Raw genomic sequence first — 22,112 nt, 5'->3', positions numbered from 1 at the left:
TGGAAACATCGAGCCCGCCGGACTACCGAAGGGAAACTTCGATGCCGCTCGCGATCGAGGCCGAGGGACTGGCCAAACGGTACCGGGAGACGACAGCTCTGCGGGATGTCGACCTCGCCGTGCCCGCCGGTACCGTACACGGCGTCCTCGGCCCCAACGGAGCCGGGAAGACGACCGCCGTACGCATTCTCGCGACCCTGCTGACCCCGGACGCGGGCCGCGCCGTGGTCGGCGGGTACGACGTGGTCCGCGACCCGGTCGGGGTGCGCGGCATCATCGGCCTGACCGGTCAGTACGCGGCGCTCGACGAGGAGCTCAGCGCGGTCGAGAACCTCACGCTCATCGGCCGGCTGCTGCGGTTGCCGGCCGCCGATGCCCGCGTCAGGGCCCGGGAGCTGCTGGCCGACTTCGGCCTCGCAGAGGCCGAGTCGCGTCCGGTCAAGACCTACTCGGGCGGCATGCGGCGCCGTGCCGACCTCGCGGCGAGCCTGGTCGGCCGGCCCTCCGTGCTCTACCTGGACGAGCCGACCACCGGCCTCGACCCGCACAGCCGCAACGAGGTGTGGGACACGGTGCGCAGACTCGTCGCCGACGGGGTCACCGTACTGCTCACCACGCAGTACCTGGAGGAGGCAGACCAACTCGCCGACCGCATAACCGTGTTCAACCACGGAACGGTCGTCGCCGAGGGACGTCCGGACGAGCTCAAGAGGATGACCGGCGGACAGACCCTGGAGGTCCGGGCCGCCCGCCGCGAGCAGGTGGACACCGTCGCCGAGATCATCCTCGGCCTCACCGGGCAGCTGCCGGCCCGGGACGAGGACACCGGCCGGCTCACCGTGCCGGTCCAGGACCCGGAGCTCCTCTCCGCCCTGGTCCACAAGCTCGACGCGGCCGAGGTGGCCTTCGACGAACTCGGCCTGCGGCTGCCCACCATGGACGAGGCGTTCCTCGCGATCACCAGCCCGGGCGGCGTACGGGCCACCCTCACGGGAGAGAAGCTGCGATGACGACCCCCACTCGTACGAGCCCTCCCGTGGGCCCCCTCGAAGCCGTCGGGAGCACACTGTCCCTGGCTTCCCGGAACATCACCAAGCTCAGGAAGAGTCCCGGGGCGATCCTCGACGTCACACTCCAGCCGCTGCTGATGCTGTTCATGTTCACGCTGCTGTTCAGCGGTGCCATCGGGGGCGGCGACCGGGACGGCTACCTTCAGCAACTGGTGCCCGGACTGATGGTGTTCAGCCCGCTCTACGTCACCATCGGCACCGGCGTCGCGTTGTGCACGGACATCTCCAAGGGTTTCTTCGACCGGCTGCGCAGCCTGCCGATCGCCCGGTCCGCCCCGCTCGCGGGCATCGTCATCGGCGATGTCGCCCGCTACCTCGTGTCGGTCACCGTGGTGCTGGCCGTCGGCACGCTCATGGGTTTCCGGGTGCACACCAATCCGGTGGCTGTCCTGGCCTCGGTCGGTCTCATGATCGCCTTCGGACTGTGCATCTGCTGGATGGCGATCCTGGTGGGCATCCTGCTCGACTCCCCGGCCGCCGTCCCCGGCGTCCTGATCGGCGCGGTCATGCCGCTGAGCTTCGGCAGCAACGTCTTCGCCGCCGCGGACTCCATGCCGGGCTGGGTACAGGTATGGGTGAACATCAACCCGGTCACCCTGATGACGGACGTCAACCGGGCACTACTGCTGGGCGAGGGACAGGTCATGGGCCCGCTGCTGGGAGGCCTGGCCTGGATGGCCGGCTTCGTGGCCGTCTTCTTCCCGTTGTCGATGCGCGCGTACCGCCGCCGGCTGGGCAGGTGACCGCACCGGGCACGGGCGGTGGGCGCCCGTTCCGGGACGTGCGGCCACCGCCGCGGTTCCGGAGCCTGCCGCGAAGACCGCCCGAGCCCGGCCCGCACGGTTACCCGGTCAGCAGCGCCTGCCGAATTCCCTGGCCAGGTCGCGCGGCGGTGGCCTAGGTTGCTGATGACGAAACGGCGATCACGGATTTCGAGGAAGCCGGATGAGTATGGACACGACTGTCTTCTCGGGGCCGTTGACAACGGACCGGCTGGTTCTCCGGCTCTTCGCGGAGGACGACCTGAACGACATGCACGCGTATCAAGGGCTGCCCGAGGTGGCCAGGTATCTCTACCGGCCGCCGCGTGATCGCGCGCGCTGCGCGGAGGTCATCGAACGCATCGGACGGGGCACCCACTGGAAGGAGGACGGCGACAGCCTGACGCTGGCGGTCTGCCGTCGCGACACTCCAGGGGTGATCGGCGAGGTGGTGGTCTCGCTGTCGAGTGTGCACGCCGCGCAGGCCGAGATCGGATGGGTCTTCCACCCCGACCACGGAGGCCGGGGCTATGCCACCGAGGCGGCGCTCGCCCTGCGTGATCTGGCCTTCCAACAGCTGTCCGTGCACCGGCTGTTCGCCCGCCTCGACGCGGACAACACGGCGTCGGCGCGGATCTGCGAGCGGCTTTCGATGCGCCGGGAGGCGCACTTGATCGAGAGCGACCGCGACGGCCGGGGCTGGGGCAGCGAGTACGTCTACGCGATCCTTGCCCGGGAGGCCGAGCCTGCCGGGACCGACTAGACCGACGACCGCCCGGCCCCCGCCCCGGTACCACGCCGCTCGGACCGGGTTCGGCGCCGGTGGCGGGAGAACACACCGGAGAAGGGCCGACCATGACCGACACGGACGCGAGCACGGACCCGTCGCGGGAGAAGGTCCGGGAGCTCGACCGCCGGGCCGTACTGCGCAGCGCGGAGATCGTCGCGCTGGCCCGCGACGACCAGTGGGACGCCCCCACGCCGTGCGGCGGCTGGTCCCTGCGGCGCCTCCTCGCCCACATGGCCGCGCAGCACCTCGGCTTCGCCGCGGCAGCCGGGGGCGGACCGGTCGATGAGGCGGTCTGGCAGGAGACGCCGCTCGACGATCCGCGCCGCGCGTACGCCGATTCCGTCGACCGGGTCCTCGACGCGTTCGCCGCCGACGGCGTGCTGGACCGTACGGTCGTCCTGCCGTGGATCCACCCGACGATGACGTTCGCCGCCCCGCGCGCGATCGGCTTCCACCTCGTGGACTACGTGGTGCACGGCTGGGACGTCGCGGCTTCGCTCGGCATCCCGGCGGCGTACGACGAGGACCTCGTCCTCGCCGCCGCGGAGGTGGCCCGCAAGGAGGTGCCCAGCGGGCCGTCGCGGGAGCGCCCCGGTGCCTCGTTCCGTCCGGCGGTCGAACTGGCGGGCCCGGCGAGTGCCGAGGACCGCCTGCTCGCGTCGCTGGGCCGCGACCCCTGGTGGCCGCCGAAGTGACGGACCCGGTCACCGCTCCCGGAGACTACGGCTCTGGCCGCGGAACTCGGCGACCGGTACTCCGTCCGAACGGCGTACGGTCACGTCGTACACACCGCTGCGGCCGAACCGGCTGCGCTCCACCGCCTCCGCGACGAGGTCGTCGCCCACCTCGGCCGGGCGGAGGAAGGTGACCTGCGCGCCCTGGGCCACGGTCGCCGGGCCATGAGTGTTGCAGGCGAAGGCGAAGGCCGCGTCGGCCAGCAGGAAGAGGAAGCCGCCGTGCCCGGTGCCGTGGCCATTCACCATGGTCTCCGCGACCCGCATTCCCACGGTCGCCCGCCCCGGGCCGGCGTCCCGCAGGTCGATGCCGAGCAGTTCACAGGTGCGGTCCTTCGCGTACAGGTCCTCGGCGCGGCGGCGGGCCGCGGTCTCAAGGTCCGGCTCCCCGATGGTCCCCGTCATGACGCAGTCCTCAATTCCCTTGTGCAATACCGGACTTGGAAGCTCCGATCCTTCCATTCGTGACCAGTGCGGTCAACCGGAACCGGATGTCCGCGACATGGAAGCAGCATGACTTCGCGCACCCCCTGGCTTCAGGAACTGTTCGACATTCCGCCGTCCGAATGCCGGACGCTTCTCGAGTCGCTGGTCGTCGCGGAGTTCGAGCGTGAACTGATGACGGGTGAGGAGGATGTGCTGCCTCTTCAGGTGAGCTGTTTCGAAATCGGAACGACCTCGCTTGGTGTCGTCGAAACCAGGCGGCGCCTCGAACAGGAAACGGGCCGGCCGCTCGATTCGACCTTCCTTTTCAATCACCCGGCGGTCCGGGATCTCGTCGAATTCCTGACCACCGAGGTGGTCCCCGAACTCTTCTCCGCCGCCGCGCCCGGCCCCAAGGCCCAGCAGGATGCGGAAGTGTCCACGAAAAACCTGGTCAACGACGTTCTCAAGGAGCTCCACCAGTGGCCGAAACGGCCTCGCCCCGCCCCGATGCCCTGCTGAGGAGCCTACTTCTGGAGAAGCGCGAGGCGATCGCCGTCATCGGAATGAGCATTCGGTTCCCAGGGGACAACAACACCCCCCGGGGGGAGTTCTCCGCATTTCTTGGGGAGGGGTGCTCGGGAACCGGCCCCGTACCCTCGGGAATTCCGTCGGATTCTCCGGATGCCTGTGCAGTCAAGATGAACCACCTTGCGTGACGGACGGCAACGTAAGGTCATTCCCGACGAGTTGCCAGCCGTTCGTGCGTGTGTTCGTTCGGTGCATCGAAATATATGGCACCGGCCGACGCGATGGAGGGAGCCAGGTCAGATCGTCGAACACGGCAGGGGGAATTCCGTGTATTGCTCCGAGGGCCGTCCATTTCTCTGCCGTACGTACCGTGACCCATTTCGGGCACCGGGCCGGACGGTGGGCGGCCGTGGCCATGCTGTACAGGAAGGCTGCGGCCATGACAGCGATCCCGAACAAGACGCCGCCGGGGCACCGGGGGTCCGGCAGCGCGAAGATCGACGGTGCGTCCCAGACAGCCGGGGCCCTGCTGATGCTCAGCGGGCCGCTCAGCATTCTCGTGGGTGCGTCCGGTATCGCAGAGGACAACCTGTTCGCCGTCTCGACCCGGTACGCCTACCGGTTCGATCTCACGGCCTGGGGCGTGATCCACCTCGTGGTCGGTGTGGCGCTCGTCGTCGCCGGCCTGGCGATCCTGTCGAACAAGAGCTGGGGCCGTGGGGCCGGCGTGGCTGCGGCGGGGATCAGTCTGATCACACAGTTCATGTTCGTTCCGTACTACCCGGCGTGGGCCATCCCCGTCAGGGCGCTCGACCTGGTGATCCTTTTTGCACTGACGAGGTTCCATGTCGGAGCCGACGACAGCCGGTGACCTCCAGTGGGTCACGATCTCGATCCGGGCCGCGTCGGCACGAGGTACCGGACGGGCCATCAGGGCATGGGATCGGTCACGGGGGCAGTTCGACCGGGACACTGCCTCGTGCCCCGTTCGTCCCCCGTGGGAGACTCGGTGCTGCGCTGCGCAGGGGCGCCCCTCACGCCCGGGAGGGTGTGATTCCACAGACCTGTCACCTCGAAGGGGAGCTCTCCGGATGCGCATCGGGATCGTCGGCACGGACAACAGCCATGTCGACCAGATCGTGCGCCACCTCAACGGCGACGGGGCGACCGGCGACGCGCGCGTCGTGGCGCTCAGCGGTGGGCGCGGTCGGCGCAATGTCGCGCTGGCGGCCACCGGCGGGATCGCGGAGATCGTCGATGAGCCCGCCGCCCTGATCGGGCTGGTCGACGCGGTCGTCGTCGCGGACCGGGACGGTGCCAACCACCGGCAGCAGGCGATCCCCTTGCTGGCCGCGGGCCTTCCGGTCTTCGTCGACAAGCCTCTCAGCCGCACCGTCGCGGACGCCCGGGCCATGATCGACACCGCACGCGCCCACAACGCACCGCTCACCTCCTCCTCGGCGCTCCGCTGGATTCCCGACACCGAAGCGCTGGTGGCCCGGTCGGCGCAGGGCGGTACGCCGCAGCTGGTCGTGGTGTCCGGGCCGGCCGATCCCGACGGTGACCACGGCGGGATCTTCTTCTACGGCATCCACGCGGTGGACATCGCGCTCAGGCTCGCCCCCGGCGAGATCTCCGGCGTACGCACCGACATCACCGGCACCACGGTCGTCGCCTCGTTCACCGCCGGTGACACCCGCGTCGTCGTGAACCTCGTCAGGCCGGGCAGCACGGACCAGATCCCCTTCCACGCGATGACGTTCACCCGGCAGAGCATGGTGCAGCAGACCCTCACCCCGGGTGCGGACTACTGCGTACCCGGCCTCGAAGCGTTCCTGGAGATGGCGCGCACGGGCACGCCGCCGATCGGCTACGGGGACCTGCTGCGCCCCATCGAGGTGCTGGAGTCCGTCGCCACCGCCCTGCGCGAGGCGCCCGCCGACGCCCGCTGAGCCGGGTCCACCGCACCGTAGGGCCCCGGTGGTGCGGGTGTGCCGTGATGCCCGCGCGGGTTGCCGGCAGGCGAAGGGATTCGGTCCGGCAGGGGTGTGTCCAGTAAACGGCTGATCTGGTTTTTGTTGTGGGTCAGTTGGCGGCCGGGGTGAGCCGGCCTTCGAAGGCGATCTGGAAGGCGTTCAGGGGTGCTTTCCAGCGCATGGTCCACCGCTTGCGGCCCTTGCCTGTGGGGTTCAGGCTCATGAGGGCCATGTAGACGCATTTGAGGGCGGCACCCTCGTTGGGGAAGTGTCCGCGGGCGCGGACGGCCTTGCGGATGCGGGCGTTGACGGACTCGATCGCGTTCGTGCTGCAGATGACCTTGCGGATCTCGACGTCGAAGGAGAGGAAGGGCACGAACTCGGCCCAGGCGTTCTCCCGGAGCCGGATAACAGCCGGGTACTTCTTCCCCCAGGTCTCCTGGAACTCGCTGAACCGCTCGGTCGCCGCGGCCTCGTTCGGTGCCGTGTAGACGGGCTTGAGCGCCTTGGCGATCTTGTCCCAGTCCTGGCGGGCCGCGTGCCGGAAGGAGTTCCGCAGGAGGTGAACGACACACGTTTGGACAATCGTGCGAGGCCAGACGGTTTCCACGGCCTCGGGCAGGCCCTTCAGCCCGTCGCGGACCAGCATGAGGACGTCGTCCACGCCCCGGTTCTTCAGGTCGGTGAAGATGCTGAGCCAGTACTTCGCGCCCTCGCCGCCGTCGCCGGCCCAGATCCCCAGAATGTCGCGGTGGCCCTCGGCGGTCACGGCCATGACCACGTAGATCGGGCGGTTCGCCACGTGCCCGTCCCGGATCTTCACGTTGATGGCGTCCACGAACAGAACCGGATAAACGCTGTCCAGCGGCCGGTTGGCCCACTCCGCCATCCCGTCCATGACCTTGTCCGTGATCGTGGAGATCGTCGCCTTCGAGACGCTCGCGCCGTAGACCTCGGCCAGGTGCGCGGAGATCTCCCCGTGCGTGAGGCCCTTCGCCGACAGCGACAGCACCATCTCGTCCACACCGGTCAGGCGCCGCTGCCGCTTCTTGACGATGGCCGGCTCGAAGGTGCCGGCCACGCCCCGGGGGACCTTGACCTCGACCGGGCCGACATCGGTCAGCACCGTCTTCACCCGCGCCCCGTTACGGGAGTTGCCGCTGCCCCGGCCCTCGGCGTCGTGCTTCTCGTATCCGAGGTGATCGGTGATCTCGCCCTCAAGGGCGGACTCCAGCACCCGCTTGGTCAGCTGCTGGAGCAGCCCGCCCTCGCCGGTCAGCCGCAGGCCCTCCGACCGGGCCCGGTCCACGAGCATCGCGACCAACTGCTCGTCACTCGCCGGCACGGCCACGGAGGTCGGCTCGTCGGCCGCTATCTGCTCGATGGTGGTGTCGCTCATCCGGCGTCTCCTTGATCATCGGATCCGCCGTTCATTGAACACTCCCTTGCTAGGTCAGCACTCCGGGCTGCAGCCCTGACGATGCTCGGTCGGGCACCGCTGCCACAGTTCGATGTAGGCAGACGGGAGCCTGAGGAGGTCGTTGGCGAGGCTGACGATGACGGCAACAGCCAACTCATCGCCGTCCTCCCTGTCGAATTCGTCGAACGCACGCTCGGCCGTCCGGACCGGGACCCGCATCATCTCGGCTAGGTCCAAGGCATCTCTCCTGGCCATCTCCCGGTCCCATTTCGTCGACGCTGCAGCGCCACCACGGTGACGCTCGTTTGACGCTCCGGCCATGCCATCACCCTTTGGCTGGACGGGGCAGATGCCTCTGACCTGCGACTATGTGGGCCTCCGGTTCAGGTGACCTCTTTCCGATGACGCATCACGTTGAGTGTGTCGCGATCCTTGAGCCCGCTGAAAAGGGCCGCTGACCTGCGGTTTCTGCACCGGACGCCCGAGCCGAAGCGCACCGGCCCGCCGAGACGCCGAACACGGCGACCGCGTCCGAAGCGGCCCCGGCCGCCAGTTGCCGATTCCGCCGGGAAATATGGGGGGCGAAAGCCCTTTCGGTCTTCTGAGTTCAGAGATCGGCACGCACCGGGGTCAGACCCGTGGCAGGGAGAAGGGGACGTGCCCGATGGCACGGCCGGTGGTGTCGAGGAGTCGGCCCATGCGTTTGCGGGAGTGGAGGACGACGGTGCGGTCGTTGACCTTCAGGTTCGGGAAGCGTTCCGCGAGGTGCGCTTCGAACGGGTCGATGGCGTGCAGGCCGCGCAGCCAGACCATCACGAGCAGGTTGTCGGAACCACTGATGGACACGGCCAGGCGAACCTCTTCCATCCGGGCCAGCGCATTGCCCGTGCCTGCGAGGTGGGTGTGCGGGACCGCGGTGCGGTAGAGCACGACCGTCGAGAGCCCGGCGACGGGGTGGGCCAGGTCGCAGCGGAAGGTGATGTCCCGGTCCCGGATCATCCGCTGGAGCCGGCGTCGGGCGGTGTGTTCGCTCATGCCTGTCGCGGCGCCCAGGCCGGTGTAGCCGAGGCGTCCGTCGCGGCCGAGGGCTTCCAGGAGGGCCTGGTCCGCGGGCGGCGGCCGGTGGTGCATGTGGGCGCTGTACGGGGTCGGGCGTGAGGCGCGCGGAGTGGAGAGTTCCGCGTGGCCGGCGGGCTCCATGGCTCGCATTCGCCAGTCGCCGCCCTCGCTGTACAGGGTGATGCCGAGGCGCGTGCGGGTGGACCGTACGCCTTTCAGGCCGCCGATCAGGCCGTGCACCGAGCGACCGAGGGCGGGCAGGTCGGCCGCGACGACCGACGCCAGGAGATCGAAGTCACCGGCCGTCTCGTCGACGCTGAAGACCCAGGGCATGCCGGTCAGGGCGGCGCCGACGGAGTCCAGGGCCCGGGGTCGGCACCGGACCTCGACGTAGGCGACGGTCGCCGACTTCGCGGAGTCGTACGCGCTGACCCAGGCCAGGCCGTTCGCGCGCAGCCGTTCCCAGCGGCGAGCCGCCGTGGTCGCGTCCACGCCGAGTGCCCGGCCGATCCGGGACCACGGTGCTCGGGGAGCGGCCTGGAGAGCGTCGACGAGAGCCAGATCCAGTTCGGAGAAGTGCTCGCCCTCACCGGCCTCGCGGGAATCGGGGGCCATGGCTCCTCCCAAGATGTTTTCCTGCAATTCTCCGGGAAGTCCGGTCACAGACCGGATCGTAGGGGCACTTCCGGCCGATGCCCAGCCTCGGTCACCCGGAGTCGAAGGAGTGCCACGTGTCTGCTCCGCCCCCGCAGTCCACCCGGAGAACCGTCCGGATCACGATCGTGCTGCTGTTCATCGCCTGGCTGGTCGACTACGCCGACCGGCTCGTCATCAATCTGGCCCTGCCCTCCATCGGAGCCGAGTTCGACGTGGGCCGGGGGGAGCAGGGCCTGATCGTCTCGGCGTTCTTTCTCGCCTACGCCCTGTGCCAGATACCCGGCGGGATGCTCGCCGACCGGTACGGCGCCCAGCGGGTCATGCTCTGGGCTCTGCTGTCCTGGTCCGTGTTCACCGCACTGACGGGCTTCGCCTGGTCGTTCGCCGTCCTGCTGCTCATGCGGTTCGCGTTCGGTGCCGCCGAGGGCGTCTTCCCGCCGGCCTCGATGAAGGTCCTCGTCGAGCGGACCACACCGGCGCAACGGATGGGAGCCAACGGCGTCATCATGAGCTCCAACGCGCTCGCCGGCGTCCTCACCCCGCTCCTCGTCGCGCCTCTGATCGCCGCTTTCGGCTGGCGCTCGGCGTTCTTCTCGACAGCGGCCCTGGGCGTCTTCGTCCTGGTGGCGATACGTGTGTGGCTCCCCGCGCCACTGCCGCTGGTGGAGCCGGAGACCCGCGTCGCCCGGCGGCGCGCGGGGGGCGTTCTGCGATTGGGCGTGATCTGGCGCTTCAGCGCCATGATGTTCGGCTACAGCATGATCGTCTGGGGTCTCAACACCTGGATCCCGTCCTACGTCAGTGAAGAGTACGGCGTCTCCCTCGCCTCGGCCGGAGCTCTCGTGGCGATCCCGGCCCTCGCCGCGGCGGGCGCGATCGTCGTAGGCGGCCGGCTCGCGGACCGGCTGGGCGGCCATCACCGCAAGGTGATCGTGCCCAGCATGACGGTGGCCGCCGTCACGCTGCTCTTCATGGTCTTCTCGCCGTCGCTCACCGGTTTCGTCGTCTTCGGCACGTTCGCCTCGGTCGCCGTCTCCCTCTGCTACATGCCGATCCTCGCCGTTCCGCTGGGTGGGCTGGCGGCCGAGGACATCGGCGTGGGCAGCGGGGCGATCGTCTTCGGCGGCCAGGTGGCCGGCATGGTCGCCCCGCCCGTCATCGGTGCGCTCGCCGACGCCTTCTCCTTCAAGGTGGCCTTCGCCTCACTGGTGCTCGGCGCGGCCATCGCCGCCGTGATGGCTCTCCTCACCCCGCAGGACACCGCCTCCTTCCGGACCGCCACCGGCCTGCCCGACCTGCCCGCACCCGCAAAGGAGCACTCATGACCGCCGCCTCCGTCACCCGCCTGCTGTCCGGCTTCCCGGACCGGCTGCCCGGCCTGCGCGCCCTCTACGAGGATCTGCACGCCCACCCCGAGCTGTCCTTCCAGGAGTTCCGCACCGCAGGAGTCGTCGCCGACCGGCTGCGGAAGCAGGGCTGGGAGGTCACCGAGGGCGTCGGCGGCACCGGCGTGGTCGGGGTCCTGGCCAACGGCGAGGGCCCGGTGGTCCTGCTCCGCGCCGACATGGACGGGCTCCCGGTCCAGGAGCGGACGGGACTGCCGTACGCCTCCCGGGAGACCGCCGTCGACGGCGAGGGCAACAAGGTTCCCGTCATGCACGCCTGCGGCCACGACATGCACGTCACCTGTCTGCTCGGCGTGACCGACCAACTCGCCGCCGCCCGTGCGGAATGGCGCGGCACGGTCGTCGCCGTGTTCCAGCCGGCCGAGGAGATCGGCGGGGCGCCGGCCATGATCGAGGACGGCTTCCTGGAGCGGTTCCCGCGCGCCGACATCTGCCTCGGTCAGCATGTGTCCCCGGCCCCCGTCGGCTTCGTCGGCACCCGCCCCGGGCCGGTGATGGCCGCCTCCGACAGCCTGCGGGTCCGCCTCCACGGCCGTGGCGGACATGGGTCCACGCCCGAGACCACCGTCGATCCGATCGTCATGGCCGCCGCGGTCGTCATGCGGCTTCAGACGGTCGTCTCCCGGGAGGTGGGGGCGGCGCAGACCGCCGTGGTGACCGTCGGATCGCTGCACGCCGGGACGAAGGAGAACATCATTCCCGACACCGCAGAGCTGCGGATCAACATCCGCTCCATGACTCCCGCGGTACGGGACCGGGTCCTGGCGGCCGTCGAACGGATCGTCCGCGCCGAGGCTGCCGCGTCCGGGGCCCCCAAGGAGCCCGAGATCACCGGTCTCAACTCCTTCCCCGTCACGGTCAACGACACCGCGGCAACGGGCACCGTACTGACCGCGATCGCCGAAGTCCTTGGCGAGGAACGGGTCTTCACCCTGCCCGAGCCCCTCACCGGCAGCGAGGACTTCGGTGTCTTCGGGACAGCCCTCGGTGTCCCCTCGGTCTTCTGGCACTTCGGCGGCGCCGACCTGGCACTGTTCCAGCACCGCACCCCCGAAGCCCTGCTGACGGACGGCCTGCCCGACACGATCCCCGCCAACCACTCCCCGTACTTCGCCCCCGTTCCGGAGCCCACGATCCACACCGGCGTGACGGCGCTGCTCGCGGCGGCCGCCCACTGGCTGTGCACCGAGGACGACCGTGCTTCCGACCGTCAGGAGAGGTGACGTGCCTCTCGATCCGGGTATCGCCGCCTTTCTGCGAAGCCTCCAGCAACTCGACGCCTCCGGGGGAGTGGAGAGCGACGCGGCACGAGCCAGAGCCCGGCTGCGGGCGCTGACCGTCGACCAGCTCGACCCGGCCACAAAGCCCGAGGTCGCTGAGGTGGCCTCCATCGTGCTGGCGGGTTCCGTTCCGGCCCGCGTCTTCCGGCCGCACGCCGCGACGCCGGTGCCGACGGTGGTGTACCTGCACGGCGGCGGCTGGGTGGCCGGCGACCTCGACACACACGACGTGCAGGCCCGAACCCTGTGCCGCGACCTCGACGCCGTCGTGGTGAGCGTCGACTACCGGCTCGCGCCCGAGCATCGCTTCCCCGCAGCGGTCGAGGACGCGTACGCCGCCCTGACCTGGGTCGCACGCCACGTGGACGCGTTCGGCGGCGACGCTGCCCGGCTGGTCGTCGGCGGCGACAGCGCGGGGGCGACGCTGTCTGCCGTGTGCGCACAGCAGGCCCACGCCGACGGGCTGCCGCTGGCCGCCCAATTGCTGGTCTACCCCAGCACGGACATGGCGGGCGCGTACCCCTCGCGGGCCGAGAACGGCGAAGGCTGCTTCCTCACCACCACGGAACTGCACTGGTTCTTCGAGCAGTACCTCGGAGTCGGTGGCTCCGATCCTGCCTCCGCCGCATTCGGCGACGACCCGCGGGTCCCCTGCGGGCGAAGGATCTGGCCGGGCTCGCTCCGGCCGTCGTGGCCACGGCGGAGTACGACCCCTTGCGCGACGAAGGAGACGCATACGCCGAAGCGCTGCGGGGCGCGGGCGTACGCGTCGAACACCGGCGGTTCGACGGCCTCGTCCACGGCTTCTACGGCATGGACCACCTCAGCCCCGCCGCCGAGGCGACGGCCTGGATCAACACCGCACTCAAACGGCTGATCGGCTGACACAGGCAGGCACCGCCACGAGGCCGACTGCCACCCCTTTCCTTCCCCTCATTTCATTCCAAAAGGACGTCCGCATGAACTCGAACGGCTCCAGCACCGATCTCGATCTCGCCTACCTCAGCGCCACCGAGGCCCGACGGCTCTTCGACGCCCGCGAACTCTCCCCGGTGGAGCTGATGCGCGCGGTCATCGACCGCGCGGAGCAGACCGAACCAGTCGTCAACGCCTTCACAGAGCAGCTCTTCGACGAGGCACTCCAACAGGCCCGGCACGCCGAGGACCGTTTCCTCGGCAAGGGCGGACTGGCGCCGCGCCCGCTGGAAGGCATCCCGGTAGCCACCAAGGAGAAGCACGCCATCGCCGGGCGCCCCCTCACCGAGGGCTCGCTCGTCAACGTCGGCATCACAGCGACCGAGAACGCCCCGGTGATCGACCGGATCCTCGACGCCGGCGGCATCATCCACGCCCGCACCGCTACCCCCGAGTTCTCCATCGCCACCTTCACCCACAGCCGCCTGTGGGGCATCACCCGCAACCCGTGGAACCCCGACTTCACCCCTGGCGGCTCGTCCGGCGGCGCGGGCGCCTCCCTCGCGGCCGGTACGGCGCTGCTCGCCTCCGCCTCCGACATCGGCGGCTCGACCCGCATACCCGCCGCCTTCACCGGCACCGTCGGCTACAAAGCCCCTTACGGCCGGATTCCCGGCATGGCGCCGCTGTCTGCCGACCACTACCGCGGCGACGGCCCCATGGCACGCACTGTCGACGACTGCATCACCTTTGCCAACGTCCTGGCAGGACCCGACCCGCGCGACCACGTGTCGTTGCGCCCGAAGCTCGTCCTGCCGGCCGAGTACGACGCGGTCGCGGGGATGCGCATCGCCCTGTGCCTCCGCCTGGGTGCCTACGACATCCACCCGGAGATCGAGGCCAACACCCGCGCCGTCGCCCGCGCCCTCACCGACGCGGGCGCGATCGTCGAGGAGATCGAACTCCCCTGGACCAAGGAGGACCTCCTCATCAGTGTCGCGGGGCACTTCTCCACCATCTTCGGCGCCCTCGTCCGCGAGATCGAAGCCGAGCACCGCGACCAGATGTCGCCGTACGCGGCAGCCTTCGCCGACACCATGGCCGTCGCCCGTGAGCAGGTCACCTACCTCGACGGTCTGCGCGTGGAGACCCGACTGCAGCGCGAACTGGGCGAGGCGATGGCCCCCTTCGACGCTCTCATCTGCCCGACCACAGCCGTTCCGGGGCTGCCCGCCGGGGACGATCTCCTGGGGCGCCTGGTGGTGAACGACGAGGACCACGGCGAGCCGCTGTGGGCGGCCATGACCCTGCCCTTCAACATCAGCAACCGCTGCCCCGTCCTCAACGTGCCCAGCGGCCAATCCAGTTGGGGCCTGCCGACGGGCGTCCAGATCGTCGGCCAAACCTACGACGACCCGACCGTCTTCCGCATCGGCAAGGTCCTGGAGCAACTCCGCCCCTGGGCCTACACCCCGGCCCATCGGCCGACCGCCCTGCCAGCACCTCTCGCACAGTCAGCCGCCGGTTGATCGTCGGCCCTGACCAGACACTTGGTGTAGGGCAGGAGGAGGGCGGGAGGGGGCGTGCGTCAAGAGATCGCGCCCGACGCCCCGCGCCCGGTACGGAACCGGACGCGGGGCGTCAGTGGGTCGTGCCTCAGTGATCGGTGGCGTACGAAACGAAGGCGGCCCACTGGCGGGGCCCGAAGGCGAGCTGGGGGCCCTGCGCATGCTTCGAGTCGCGTACGTGAATGCTCCTGGGGGCGAAGGCGACCTCCACGCACTCCGGGCCGTCATTCGTGCTGTAGCTGCTCTTGAACCACTCCAGCGCGGAACCGTTCCCCGAGGGGTTGGCCATCATGTTTCTCCCAGCACTTTCTCGATGAAGGCCAGCGACTCACGGGGCGTGAGGGCCTGGGCCCGGATGATGCCATAGCGGATCTCAAGGATCTGGAGCTCCCTGGGGTGGGAGATCAGCCGACTGGTGAGCTGGACCTCGTTGTGCCCCACGGTGTCCCCTTCTCAAGCCGCAGCAGCTGAAGCGACCCTGCAAGGCCGGCATGGTCCTCCCGATCCGTGGGCATGGCCTGGATCTCCACGTTCCGTCGCCGACCGACGCCCAACAGGTGTTCGAGCTGCTTCCGCATCACCATTCTGCCCCCGAGCGGACGGCGCAGCGTCACCTCTTCCAGAACGAAACTGAACACGGGCGCGGGCTGCCGGTCGAAGATCTCCTGACGTCCCAAGCGTGCTTCGACAAGGCGCTCAACCTCCTCCTCGGTGAAAGGTGGACGCCGCATCCCGTACAACGCCCTCGCGTAGTCCGGCGTCTGAAGCAGGCCGTGGACGACGGAGTTGGCGTAGGCGCACAGCTCAACCGCCTTCCCCTCCAGCTTCGCCAGATCCCGCACCTTCTTCGGATACCGGGCCTCCTCCGCATCCTTCTTCAACCCCGCGATCAGCCCACCGGCCCCCAGCACCCTGTCGGCCTTCTCCAGAAACACCTCACTCGGCGCCCGCCGCCCCCGCTCCACCGAGGAGACCTGCTCCTCGCTGTAGCCGATGGCCGTGCCCAACTCGGCCTGGGTGAGCCTCTTCCGCTCGCGGCACGACTTCACGACCCGGCCGATCGTCCGCAGTACGGCCGCCGACTCCTCGTCGTCACCGTCGTACGGCTCCATCCCGTCGCCGCCCTGCGTTCCCTGCCCCGTCACACCACGTTCGCGCACCTCCACGTCCTCCACGTCCTCCACGTCCGCCACGTCCGTACCCAACTCCTCGTCGGCGCACCGCGTAACGCCACGCCGCCCGGACAGAGCCGTACAACACCCGGACAGTGACGTTGCGTACCGCCATCGTTACTGGTCAGGGTAGAGGTGGCCGACCACGCTGAGTGACATGAATCGCGATACTGCCCACTCGCCGGCACTCCGCCCCGGGCCCAAGCAACACACCGCTCCCGCCCGCCACTTCGCCATTCTTCTCTCGGCCACACCGCGCGGCGCCCGCCTCGCCCGCCGCCTCGCGGCCGAGGAACTCCACCGCTGGGGCCGGCCGTGCGACACGGAGGCCAACCGGACGGTGAGCCTTCTCGTGGCCGAACTCGCCACGAACGCGGTGCGGCACGGACGGGTACGGGGCCGCGACTTCCGCCTGCGGCTCACCCTTCGCCCGGGAGGGCAGGCCCTCCGTATCGAAGTCACGGACGCGCGTCCCGAGCGCCGCCCACCCACTCCCGGCGCGATTCCGCCGCCGTCCCCCGACCTGGACACCGGCCGGGGCCTTCTCCTCGTCGAAGCCCTGTCCACCCACTGGGGCGTCACCGACGGCGACCCGTACACCAAGACCGTCTGGTGCGAGGTCGCCCTGACCTGACGTCACACGGCCGCGGTACGTCAATTACCAGTCGGCTGGTGCCGAAGCGGTCCCGGCGCCCCCGCAGGACGCGCGGACGACGAGGGTGGGCCACAACTGCACGCGGTGTACGGGGCGTTCGGTCGGGTCGGCCATGCGGGCGAGGGCCATTTCGGCCGCGACCGAGCCGAGCCGGTGTTTGGGTGGGCGGACGGCGGTCAGCGGAGGGTCGGACGCCGCGGCGACTTCGTCGTCGTACGAGACGACGGCCAGGTCGTCGGGGACGGTGAGCCCCCGGTCGCGGGCGCGCTCCGTGAGGCCGATGGCTTCCCTGTCGGAGTGCACGAACAGGGCCGTGACGCCTGCGTCCTGGCAGCGTCGCAGTACGACGTCGTACGCGTCGGTCCAGCCGGGGGAGCCGTAGGCGGGTACGTCGAATTCGAGGTCTTCGCGGCCGGGCAGGCCGAGAGAGGCGACGGTCTCCCGCCACCCTTCGAGCAGGGCCTGGGTCGTGGGGCTGAATCGGGCGGTGATGAAGGCGATCCGGTGGTGCCCGAGTGTGACGAGGTGCCGCACCGCCAGGCCCGCCCCCAGGCTGTGCGCGGTGGTCACCGCGTCGAGCGGCAGTGTGGGAAGCGCGGGCGGCGGGAGACGCTCGACCAGCAGGACCGGGACGGTGAGGCCGCCGAGCCAGCGCAGCAGATCCAGGCCGGCCTCTCCGGTGGTGGTGGGGGCGATCAGCAAGGTACGTGCCCCGCGGTCGAGGAGCGCGGAGACCTGGCGCCGGTCCTCCGCGGCGTCGTAGGCGGAACCGCGGAGCGCCAGCCTTCCGCCCGCGGCGGCCACGGCCGACTGGGCGCCCTGGATGACGGGCGGCCAGTAGAACTCGACCGTGGGGACCACCATGCCCACCAGGGCCTGACCGGGCAGCCGGCCGAAGGGGGAGGAGGCGGCGAGGGCCCGCTGCTCGGGCGGCTGGGCGCGGTGGGGCTGGGTGACCCCGCCGTGCACGCGCTGCACCAGGCCCCGGTCGGCCAGGATCGTCACGTCCCGCCGGACGGTCACCGCGGTCACACCGAGCCGTGCGACCAGATCGGCCAGGCGTACGGTGCCCTGCTCCCGAACAGCGGCGAGGATGAGTTCCTGCCGTTCCGACGCCAGCGTCATGCAGTCGCTCCCGCTGTTCTGGTGATCGTTCTGCTTCGTTCGGTTTCTCTTTGCCGGTCATGTTCTATCGCACGTCCTGGCGGCGCGGAAGGCGGAGTGCTCGCTCATTCCGCACCAAGGGCTCCTCACCAGGTGCTTCGGCAGGTGGGTCGGTGTCCGTTCGCGCCTGGGTGCGTCGTGCGTGCCGAGGCTCGGCCCGTCGTGGATCTTCGTTCTCTATCGATGTTGATCGCTTTCTTTCGTTTCCGTTGACCAGGAGCTTCCCCGGCGCTGAAGTGTGCGAACAGCTCGCCGCGTGAAAGGAAACTCATGGTGCTCGGCATCCCACCCGACGCCGGTGACGGAGAAAGCGATCCCCGGACGCACTGGTCGAGGAGGTCGCTGCTGCGTACCTCCACCGGTCTCGGCGCCGCGCTTCTCACCGGCGGCGCTCTCAGCGGTTGCGTGAATGCGTCCTCCGGGGCCACTCGGGTACGCCTGTGGTCCTGGCTGACCGGGATGGACCAGTACGTCGACGCGTTCAACTCCGCTCAGCGCGAGGTCCACGTCGAGCTGAGCGTGATCGCCGCCGGAGTCTCGGGCGGCTACGCGCAGCAGACCAATGCCATCCGTGCACACAACGCTCCCGACATCCTGCACGTGGAGTACCAGGCCCTGCCGCAGATCCTGACCACGGGCGGTCTGCGCGAGCTGACCGACGACATGGAGGACCTCGCCGACGGGTTCCTGCCCGCCGCCTGGCAGGGCGTCCGTCCGGACGGACGCACCTGGGCCGTGCCGATGGATTTCTGCCCGATGGCCTTCTACTACCGCAAGGACCTCTTCGACGACGCGGGAATCCGGGTGCCCCGCACCTGGGAGGAGTTCAGGCAGGCCGCCTCGGCCGTCCGCCGGGCCGACCCGGCCGCGCGGATCACCACCTTCCCCCTCAACGACGGCGCGTTCCTCGCCGGGATGGCCTGGCAGGCCGGGGACCCGTGGTGGCGGATCGCGGACGGCTCCTGGCAGGTCGGCATCGACCGCCGGGGCACCCTGCGCACCGCCGACTATTGGCAGGACATGATCGGCTCCGGCCGCGTCGGCAGCGGCAGCACCGGCACGCAGAGCTGGACCGCCGCCATGCACAAGGGCGAGCTGTGGGGGCTCCTGGGCGCGACCTGGAGCGTGGGGATGCTGAAGAAGTCCCTGCCCGAGGACACCGGTCGCTGGGCCGTCGCGCCGATGCCCACCTGGGACGGCGAGCCGGCCAACGGTGTGCACGGCGGTTCCGCCTTCGGGATCTCGGCCGAGAGCGACGTACCCGAGGCGGCCCTGACGTTCCTGCGATGGCTGAGCACCGATCCCGCCGTTCCGCGTATCGGAGCGAAGGTCACGTTCCCTTCGCCCGCCTACCGGGCCGGCAGGCGCGTCGCCCGTGAGGCGTACGACGACTCCTACTTCATCGGCGACCCGGTGTACGACGTGCTGGACGAAGCGGCGACCCGGGTACCCGAGTGGACCTGGGGCCCCAACGCACTCAGCGTCTTCTCCGCCGCCGCCGACGCCCTGGGACCCGTCCCCACCGGAGCGACCACGATGCCCAGGGCGATGCACCGCATCCAGTCATCCGCCGTCGCCACCATGCGGGCGCGTGGCCTGGCCGTGAAGAACGAGGCCCGGACATGACCACGACCACAACCACGGCCACGACTCCGACAACAACGCCCGCTCCCTCCCCGGCAGTCGCGGCCTCCGTCGCGCCCGCGGGCCCGCCCCGGCGGACGGGCAGCCGGCGACTGTCCGGCATCGCTCTGGCCGCCCCGTTCGCGCTCCTGCTGCTGGGCACGGTGCTCGTGCCCATCGGATACGCCCTCTACCTCAGCCTGTTCACCGATCGGCTCTCGGGGCTCGGCTTCGACGGCTACCGCGAGGTGTTCACCGGCTTCGACAACTACACGTCGGTCCTCGGCGACCCCGCCTTCCTCGACAGCGTGGCCCACGTGGCCCTGTACGCGCTCGTCCACATCCCGGTGATGCTCGCGGGCGCACTGGTCATCGCCCTGCTCCTCGACTCCGTCGCCGTACGGCTGCGGCAGATGTGGTCGCTGGCCGTCTTCCTGCCGCACGCGGTGCCCGGGGTGATCGCCGGACTGATCTGGGGCTACCTCTACAGCCCGGGTATCGGCCCGCTGAACGACATCCTTCCGTTCGACCCGCTCAGCGACGGCGGCGTGCTGCCCTCCATCGTCAACATGGCGACCTGGCAGTGGATGGGCTACAACATGATCATTTTCTACACGGCCCTGCAGACCGTGCCCCGTGAGGTGCTCGAAGCCGCCCGCGCCGATGGCGCCGGTGCCCTCCGTACCGCACTGACCATCAAGATCCCCATGATCCGGCCGACGATCTTCGTGGCGCTCGTGTTCACCACGATCGGCTCGCTCCAGCTGTTCACCGAACCCCTGGTGCTGCGGACCTTCACCGGCACGGTGACCAGTACCTGGACCCCCAGCCTCTACATCTACGAAGCGGCCTTCATCAGCAACGACTACGGGCGTGCCGCCGCCGCGTCCATCCTGCTCGCCGTCGCCTCGGCCCTGCTCTCCGCGCTGGTGATGCGCCTGTCCGCCCGGAGGTCACGATGACAGCAACCACCACGACGCCGAGAGCCGGGAGGCGGCCGCACCGACCCACCACGCCCCGGTCGGTCACCGGCTCCCGCTGGACCTCGCGGGGTGCCGTCCACGGCGTACTGCTCCTCGCCGCGCTCTACAGCGTGCTGCCCCTGGTGTGGCTGGCGACATCGGCCACCAAGTCCGTCGGCGACTTCTCCACCAGCAGCGCCTTCGAGTTCGCGGACTGGAACCTGTGGAACAACCTGCGGGACCTCTTCACCCGGGAGGACGGAGTCTTCCTCGACTGGATCCGCAACTCCGTGCTCTACGCCGGTGCCGGTGCCTTCCTCGGCGCGCTGATCTGCACCGCCTGCGGCTACGCGATCGCCAAGCTCGACTTCCCCGGACGGCGCGCCCTGTTCGCGGTGACCCTGGCAGGCGTTCTGGTACCTCCCACGGCCCTCGCCCTGCCGCTGTACCTTCTCGCCTCACAACTGCACGTCGTGGACACCTTCTGGGCGGTGTTCGTCCCGCTGCTCACCAATCCCTTCGGCGTCTACCTCGCACGGACCTTCGCCGAGGCGTCCGTACCCGACGAGGTACTTGAGGCGTCACGGCTCGACGGGGCCGGCGAACTGCGCACCTTCGTGAGGATCGCCCTGCCGGTGATGCTGCCCGGATTCGTCACCATCCTGCTGTTCCAGTTCGTCAGCATCTGGAACAACTTCTTCCTCCCCCTGGTGATGCTCACCGACCCCAAGCTGTTCCCCATGACCCTGGGGATCTACCAATGGGGCACCCGCGCACCCCAGTTCCCCGACTACAACCCCCTGGTCATCACCGGCTCCCTGCTCGCAGTGATCCCGTTGGCCGTGGCCTTCGTCGTGCTGCAGCGTCAGTGGCGCAGCGGCCTGTCCGCCGGGAGCGTGAAGTGACCGCCTCCGTACGCAGGCCCGAAACACTGCTGCTGATGAGCCGTCAGTCCCGGGAGACGCAGTTCGGCCCGGAGGAAATGGCCCGCCTGCACGCCGCGGCCGGCCTGGGTGAGCCGCTCGCCGCCGAGGACCTGGGCTCCGAACGCGTACTCGCGCGACTCGCCGAGACAGAGGTGCTGATCACCTCGTGGGGCTGTCCGGTGCTGGACGAACCAGTGCTACGGGCCGCCCCCAGGCTGCGCGCCGTCCTCCACGCGGCGGGGTCCGTACGCGCTCACGTGCCGGCCGCCGCGTTCGACCGCGGGCTCCTGGTGACCACGGCGGCCGACGCCAACGCCGAACCCGTCGCCCAGTACACGCTCGCCGCCGTGTTGTGGGCGTTCAAGAAGGTGCCCTTCCTCGCCGCGGACGCACGGCGATTCAGGGAGGACTGGACGTACCGGGACGGCCGGGGAGAGCTGAGCGGGCGTGACCGTACGGTCGTCGTGGTCGGCTTCTCCCGCATCGGCAGGCGGGTCACCCATCTTCTGCACACCCTCGGCCTCGCCCGGGTGGTGGTCGTCGACCCCGTCGTCGATCCGGCGGAGATCGCCGCGGCGGGGGCCGAACCTGCCCTGCTGGAGGAGGCGTTGCCCCGGGCCGACGTGCTGAGTCTGCACGCGCCGGAGCTGCCCGCGACCCGGCACATGATCGGCGCGGCGGAACTGGCCGCGCTGCCTCCCGGGGCGGTACTCGTCAACACCGCCCGGGGCACCCTGATCGACCGCACGGCGCTCGAAGCCGCCTGCCGGGAGGGCCTGCACGCCGTACTCGACGTGACCGATCCCGAACCGCTGCCGGCCACCAGCCCCCTGTACGACCTGCCCAACGTGCTTCTCACACCGCACATCGCCGGCTCGCTCGGGTCGGAGACCAGGACGATGACCGCCGCGGTCCTCACCGAACTCGAACGCTACGCCGCGGGCCTGCCGCCCGTCTCCCCGGTGACCGCGCAATCCCTGACGACCCAGGCATGACCACCGAGGACAACAGCGGCTCCGC

Annotated in this window: 22 protein-coding genes and 2 pseudogenes; 17 read left to right on the top strand and 7 right to left on the bottom strand. The window is 69.9% G+C overall.

Features of this window, described 5'->3' with window-relative positions; all coding sequences use genetic code 11:
- Positions 1-41: 41 nt before the first annotated feature.
- The 4 genes from OG842_RS09595 to OG842_RS09580 all read left to right on the top strand — a co-directional run bounded on the left by OG842_RS09595 (position 42) and on the right by OG842_RS09580 (position 3,316).
- A complete protein-coding gene (locus OG842_RS09595) occupies positions 42-1,010 on the top strand; it encodes an ATP-binding cassette domain-containing protein (RefSeq protein ID WP_266729223.1) in 969 nt (322 codons plus the stop codon).
- Positions 1,007-1,813, top strand: a complete 807-nt coding sequence (locus tag OG842_RS09590; RefSeq protein ID WP_266729222.1) for an ABC transporter permease — start codon at positions 1,007-1,009, stop codon at positions 1,811-1,813. The genes OG842_RS09595 and OG842_RS09590 overlap by 4 nt, the downstream gene beginning before the upstream one ends.
- A gap of 202 nt (positions 1,814-2,015) precedes the next feature.
- Entirely contained in the window at positions 2,016-2,594 is a 579-nt protein-coding gene (locus OG842_RS09585) for a GNAT family N-acetyltransferase (RefSeq protein ID WP_371801155.1), read from the top strand.
- A 92-nt stretch (positions 2,595-2,686) separates the two neighbouring features.
- Entirely contained in the window at positions 2,687-3,316 is a 630-nt protein-coding gene (locus tag OG842_RS09580) for a TIGR03086 family metal-binding protein (protein WP_266729221.1), read from the top strand.
- 9 nt (positions 3,317-3,325) lie between these two features.
- Here the strand turns inward: OG842_RS09580 and paaI are convergent, their stop codons facing one another.
- Positions 3,326-3,760 (bottom strand): hydroxyphenylacetyl-CoA thioesterase PaaI, encoded by a 435-nt coding sequence (paaI, locus tag OG842_RS09575; protein WP_206433623.1) that lies wholly within the window; start codon positions 3,758-3,760, stop codon positions 3,326-3,328.
- Between the two features lie 108 nt (positions 3,761-3,868).
- On the opposite strand from paaI, the gene OG842_RS09570 reads away from it, so the two are divergent.
- The 3 genes from OG842_RS09570 to OG842_RS09560 all read left to right on the top strand — a co-directional run bounded on the left by OG842_RS09570 (position 3,869) and on the right by OG842_RS09560 (position 6,261).
- Complete coding sequence (locus tag OG842_RS09570; protein WP_266729220.1) at positions 3,869-4,300, top strand: acyl carrier protein; 432 nt, start codon at positions 3,869-3,871, stop codon at positions 4,298-4,300.
- A gap of 448 nt (positions 4,301-4,748) precedes the next feature.
- Positions 4,749-5,180 (top strand): DUF7144 family membrane protein, encoded by a 432-nt coding sequence (locus OG842_RS09565; protein WP_266729219.1) that lies wholly within the window; start codon positions 4,749-4,751, stop codon positions 5,178-5,180.
- Between the two features lie 220 nt (positions 5,181-5,400).
- Positions 5,401-6,261, top strand: coding sequence for a Gfo/Idh/MocA family protein (locus tag OG842_RS09560; RefSeq protein WP_266729218.1), 861 nt, complete (start codon positions 5,401-5,403; stop codon positions 6,259-6,261).
- A gap of 133 nt (positions 6,262-6,394) precedes the next feature.
- Here OG842_RS09560 and OG842_RS09555 read toward each other — a convergent pair whose 3' ends face one another.
- The 3 genes from OG842_RS09555 to OG842_RS09545 all read right to left on the bottom strand — a co-directional run bounded on the left by OG842_RS09555 (position 6,395) and on the right by OG842_RS09545 (position 9,379).
- On the bottom strand, positions 6,395-7,684 hold the full coding sequence (locus OG842_RS09555) for an IS256 family transposase (protein ID WP_443063973.1): 1,290 nt from the start codon (positions 7,682-7,684) through the stop codon (positions 6,395-6,397).
- 54 nt (positions 7,685-7,738) lie between these two features.
- The gene (locus OG842_RS09550; protein ID WP_266729217.1) at positions 7,739-8,026 is read right to left on the bottom strand and encodes a hypothetical protein; all 288 of its coding nucleotides are present in this window, start codon (positions 8,024-8,026) and stop codon (positions 7,739-7,741) included.
- A gap of 309 nt (positions 8,027-8,335) precedes the next feature.
- On the bottom strand, positions 8,336-9,379 hold the full coding sequence (locus OG842_RS09545; protein WP_266729216.1) for an Lrp/AsnC family transcriptional regulator: 1,044 nt from the start codon (positions 9,377-9,379) through the stop codon (positions 8,336-8,338).
- Positions 9,380-9,495: 116 nt separating this feature from the next.
- Between OG842_RS09545 and OG842_RS09540 the strand changes: the two genes are divergently transcribed.
- From OG842_RS09540 to OG842_RS09520, 5 genes and pseudogenes are all read left to right on the top strand, one after another.
- A complete protein-coding gene (locus OG842_RS09540) occupies positions 9,496-10,746 on the top strand; it encodes an MFS transporter (RefSeq protein ID WP_266729215.1) in 1,251 nt (416 codons plus the stop codon).
- The gene (locus OG842_RS09535; protein WP_266729214.1) at positions 10,743-12,050 is read left to right on the top strand and encodes an amidohydrolase; all 1,308 of its coding nucleotides are present in this window, start codon (positions 10,743-10,745) and stop codon (positions 12,048-12,050) included. The genes OG842_RS09540 and OG842_RS09535 overlap by 4 nt, the downstream gene beginning before the upstream one ends.
- A pseudogene (locus OG842_RS09530) lies at positions 12,025-12,708 on the top strand (alpha/beta hydrolase); the annotation flags it as partial. The gene OG842_RS09535 and the pseudogene OG842_RS09530, both read left to right, overlap by 26 nt.
- 89 nt (positions 12,709-12,797) lie before the next feature.
- A complete protein-coding gene (locus tag OG842_RS45180; protein WP_266729213.1) occupies positions 12,798-12,992 on the top strand; it encodes an alpha/beta hydrolase in 195 nt (64 codons plus the stop codon).
- A 74-nt stretch (positions 12,993-13,066) separates the two neighbouring features.
- Positions 13,067-14,551 carry an amidase gene (locus OG842_RS09520; RefSeq protein ID WP_266729212.1) on the top strand — a complete coding sequence of 495 codons (1,485 nt, stop codon included), beginning with the start codon at positions 13,067-13,069 and terminating at the stop codon, positions 14,549-14,551.
- Between the two features lie 127 nt (positions 14,552-14,678).
- On the opposite strand, the gene OG842_RS09515 is transcribed toward OG842_RS09520, so the two are convergent.
- Positions 14,679-14,882, bottom strand: a complete 204-nt coding sequence (locus OG842_RS09515) for a DUF397 domain-containing protein (RefSeq protein WP_266729211.1) — start codon at positions 14,880-14,882, stop codon at positions 14,679-14,681.
- A pseudogene (locus OG842_RS09510) lies at positions 14,879-15,702 on the bottom strand (helix-turn-helix domain-containing protein). Before OG842_RS09510 ends, OG842_RS09515 begins: the two are co-directional and overlap by 4 nt.
- Positions 15,703-15,919: 217 nt before the next feature.
- Between OG842_RS09510 and OG842_RS09505 the strand changes: the two are divergent.
- Positions 15,920-16,396 carry an ATP-binding protein gene (locus tag OG842_RS09505; protein ID WP_266729210.1) on the top strand — a complete coding sequence of 159 codons (477 nt, stop codon included), beginning with the start codon at positions 15,920-15,922 and terminating at the stop codon, positions 16,394-16,396.
- A gap of 24 nt (positions 16,397-16,420) precedes the next feature.
- Here OG842_RS09505 and OG842_RS09500 read toward each other — a convergent pair whose 3' ends face one another.
- Complete coding sequence (locus tag OG842_RS09500; protein ID WP_266729209.1) at positions 16,421-17,542, bottom strand: substrate-binding domain-containing protein; 1,122 nt, start codon at positions 17,540-17,542, stop codon at positions 16,421-16,423.
- A 309-nt stretch (positions 17,543-17,851) separates the two neighbouring features.
- On the opposite strand from OG842_RS09500, the gene OG842_RS09495 reads away from it, so the two are divergent.
- The 4 genes from OG842_RS09495 to OG842_RS09480 are packed head-to-tail and all read left to right on the top strand — an operon-like array spanning position 17,852 to position 22,087.
- Entirely contained in the window at positions 17,852-19,207 is a 1,356-nt protein-coding gene (locus OG842_RS09495) for an ABC transporter substrate-binding protein (protein WP_266729208.1), read from the top strand.
- Positions 19,204-20,166, top strand: a complete 963-nt coding sequence (locus tag OG842_RS09490) for a carbohydrate ABC transporter permease (protein ID WP_266729207.1) — start codon at positions 19,204-19,206, stop codon at positions 20,164-20,166. Before OG842_RS09495 ends, OG842_RS09490 begins: the two co-directional genes overlap by 4 nt.
- Positions 20,163-21,071, top strand: a complete 909-nt coding sequence (locus OG842_RS09485; RefSeq protein ID WP_266729206.1) for a carbohydrate ABC transporter permease — start codon at positions 20,163-20,165, stop codon at positions 21,069-21,071. The genes OG842_RS09490 and OG842_RS09485 overlap by 4 nt, the downstream gene beginning before the upstream one ends.
- 35 nt (positions 21,072-21,106) lie before the next feature.
- Positions 21,107-22,087, top strand: a complete 981-nt coding sequence (locus tag OG842_RS09480; RefSeq protein WP_266733491.1) for a hydroxyacid dehydrogenase — start codon at positions 21,107-21,109, stop codon at positions 22,085-22,087.
- The last annotated feature ends 25 nt before the right edge of the window (positions 22,088-22,112 follow it).

Origin of the sequence: Streptomyces sp. NBC_00376, from assembly GCF_036077095.1 — a bacterium.
In the GTDB taxonomy this organism is placed as follows: Bacteria; Actinomycetota; Actinomycetes; order Streptomycetales; family Streptomycetaceae; genus Streptomyces.
Note: the sequence above shows the minus strand (reverse complement) of the source record. Positions and strands in the feature narration are given on the sequence as shown.

Coding starts and splice junctions, on each gene's coding strand:
- OG842_RS09500 (WP_266729209.1), bottom strand. CDS start 17,542: ATGACGCTGGCGTCGGAACGGCAGGAACTCATCCTCGCCGCTGTTCGG.
- OG842_RS09555 (WP_443063973.1), bottom strand. CDS start 7,684: ATGAGCGACACCACCATCGAGCAGATAGCGGCCGACGAGCCGACCTCC.
- OG842_RS09480 (WP_266733491.1), top strand. CDS start 21,107: ATGAGCCGTCAGTCCCGGGAGACGCAGTTCGGCCCGGAGGAAATGGCC.
- OG842_RS09585 (WP_371801155.1), top strand. CDS start 2,016: ATGAGTATGGACACGACTGTCTTCTCGGGGCCGTTGACAACGGACCGG.
- OG842_RS09520 (WP_266729212.1), top strand. CDS start 13,067: ATGAACTCGAACGGCTCCAGCACCGATCTCGATCTCGCCTACCTCAGC.
- OG842_RS09550 (WP_266729217.1), bottom strand. CDS start 8,026: ATGGCCGGAGCGTCAAACGAGCGTCACCGTGGTGGCGCTGCAGCGTCG.
- OG842_RS09515 (WP_266729211.1), bottom strand. CDS start 14,882: ATGATGGCCAACCCCTCGGGGAACGGTTCCGCGCTGGAGTGGTTCAAG.
- OG842_RS09505 (WP_266729210.1), top strand. CDS start 15,920: ATGAATCGCGATACTGCCCACTCGCCGGCACTCCGCCCCGGGCCCAAG.
- OG842_RS09535 (WP_266729214.1), top strand. CDS start 10,743: ATGACCGCCGCCTCCGTCACCCGCCTGCTGTCCGGCTTCCCGGACCGG.
- OG842_RS09485 (WP_266729206.1), top strand. CDS start 20,163: ATGACAGCAACCACCACGACGCCGAGAGCCGGGAGGCGGCCGCACCGA.
- OG842_RS09570 (WP_266729220.1), top strand. CDS start 3,869: ATGACTTCGCGCACCCCCTGGCTTCAGGAACTGTTCGACATTCCGCCG.
- OG842_RS09495 (WP_266729208.1), top strand. CDS start 17,852: ATGGTGCTCGGCATCCCACCCGACGCCGGTGACGGAGAAAGCGATCCC.
- OG842_RS09590 (WP_266729222.1), top strand. CDS start 1,007: ATGACGACCCCCACTCGTACGAGCCCTCCCGTGGGCCCCCTCGAAGCC.
- OG842_RS09580 (WP_266729221.1), top strand. CDS start 2,687: ATGACCGACACGGACGCGAGCACGGACCCGTCGCGGGAGAAGGTCCGG.
- OG842_RS09545 (WP_266729216.1), bottom strand. CDS start 9,379: ATGGCCCCCGATTCCCGCGAGGCCGGTGAGGGCGAGCACTTCTCCGAA.
- OG842_RS09565 (WP_266729219.1), top strand. CDS start 4,749: ATGACAGCGATCCCGAACAAGACGCCGCCGGGGCACCGGGGGTCCGGC.
- OG842_RS09595 (WP_266729223.1), top strand. CDS start 42: ATGCCGCTCGCGATCGAGGCCGAGGGACTGGCCAAACGGTACCGGGAG.
- OG842_RS09490 (WP_266729207.1), top strand. CDS start 19,204: ATGACCACGACCACAACCACGGCCACGACTCCGACAACAACGCCCGCT.
- OG842_RS09560 (WP_266729218.1), top strand. CDS start 5,401: ATGCGCATCGGGATCGTCGGCACGGACAACAGCCATGTCGACCAGATC.
- paaI (WP_206433623.1), bottom strand. CDS start 3,760: ATGACGGGGACCATCGGGGAGCCGGACCTTGAGACCGCGGCCCGCCGC.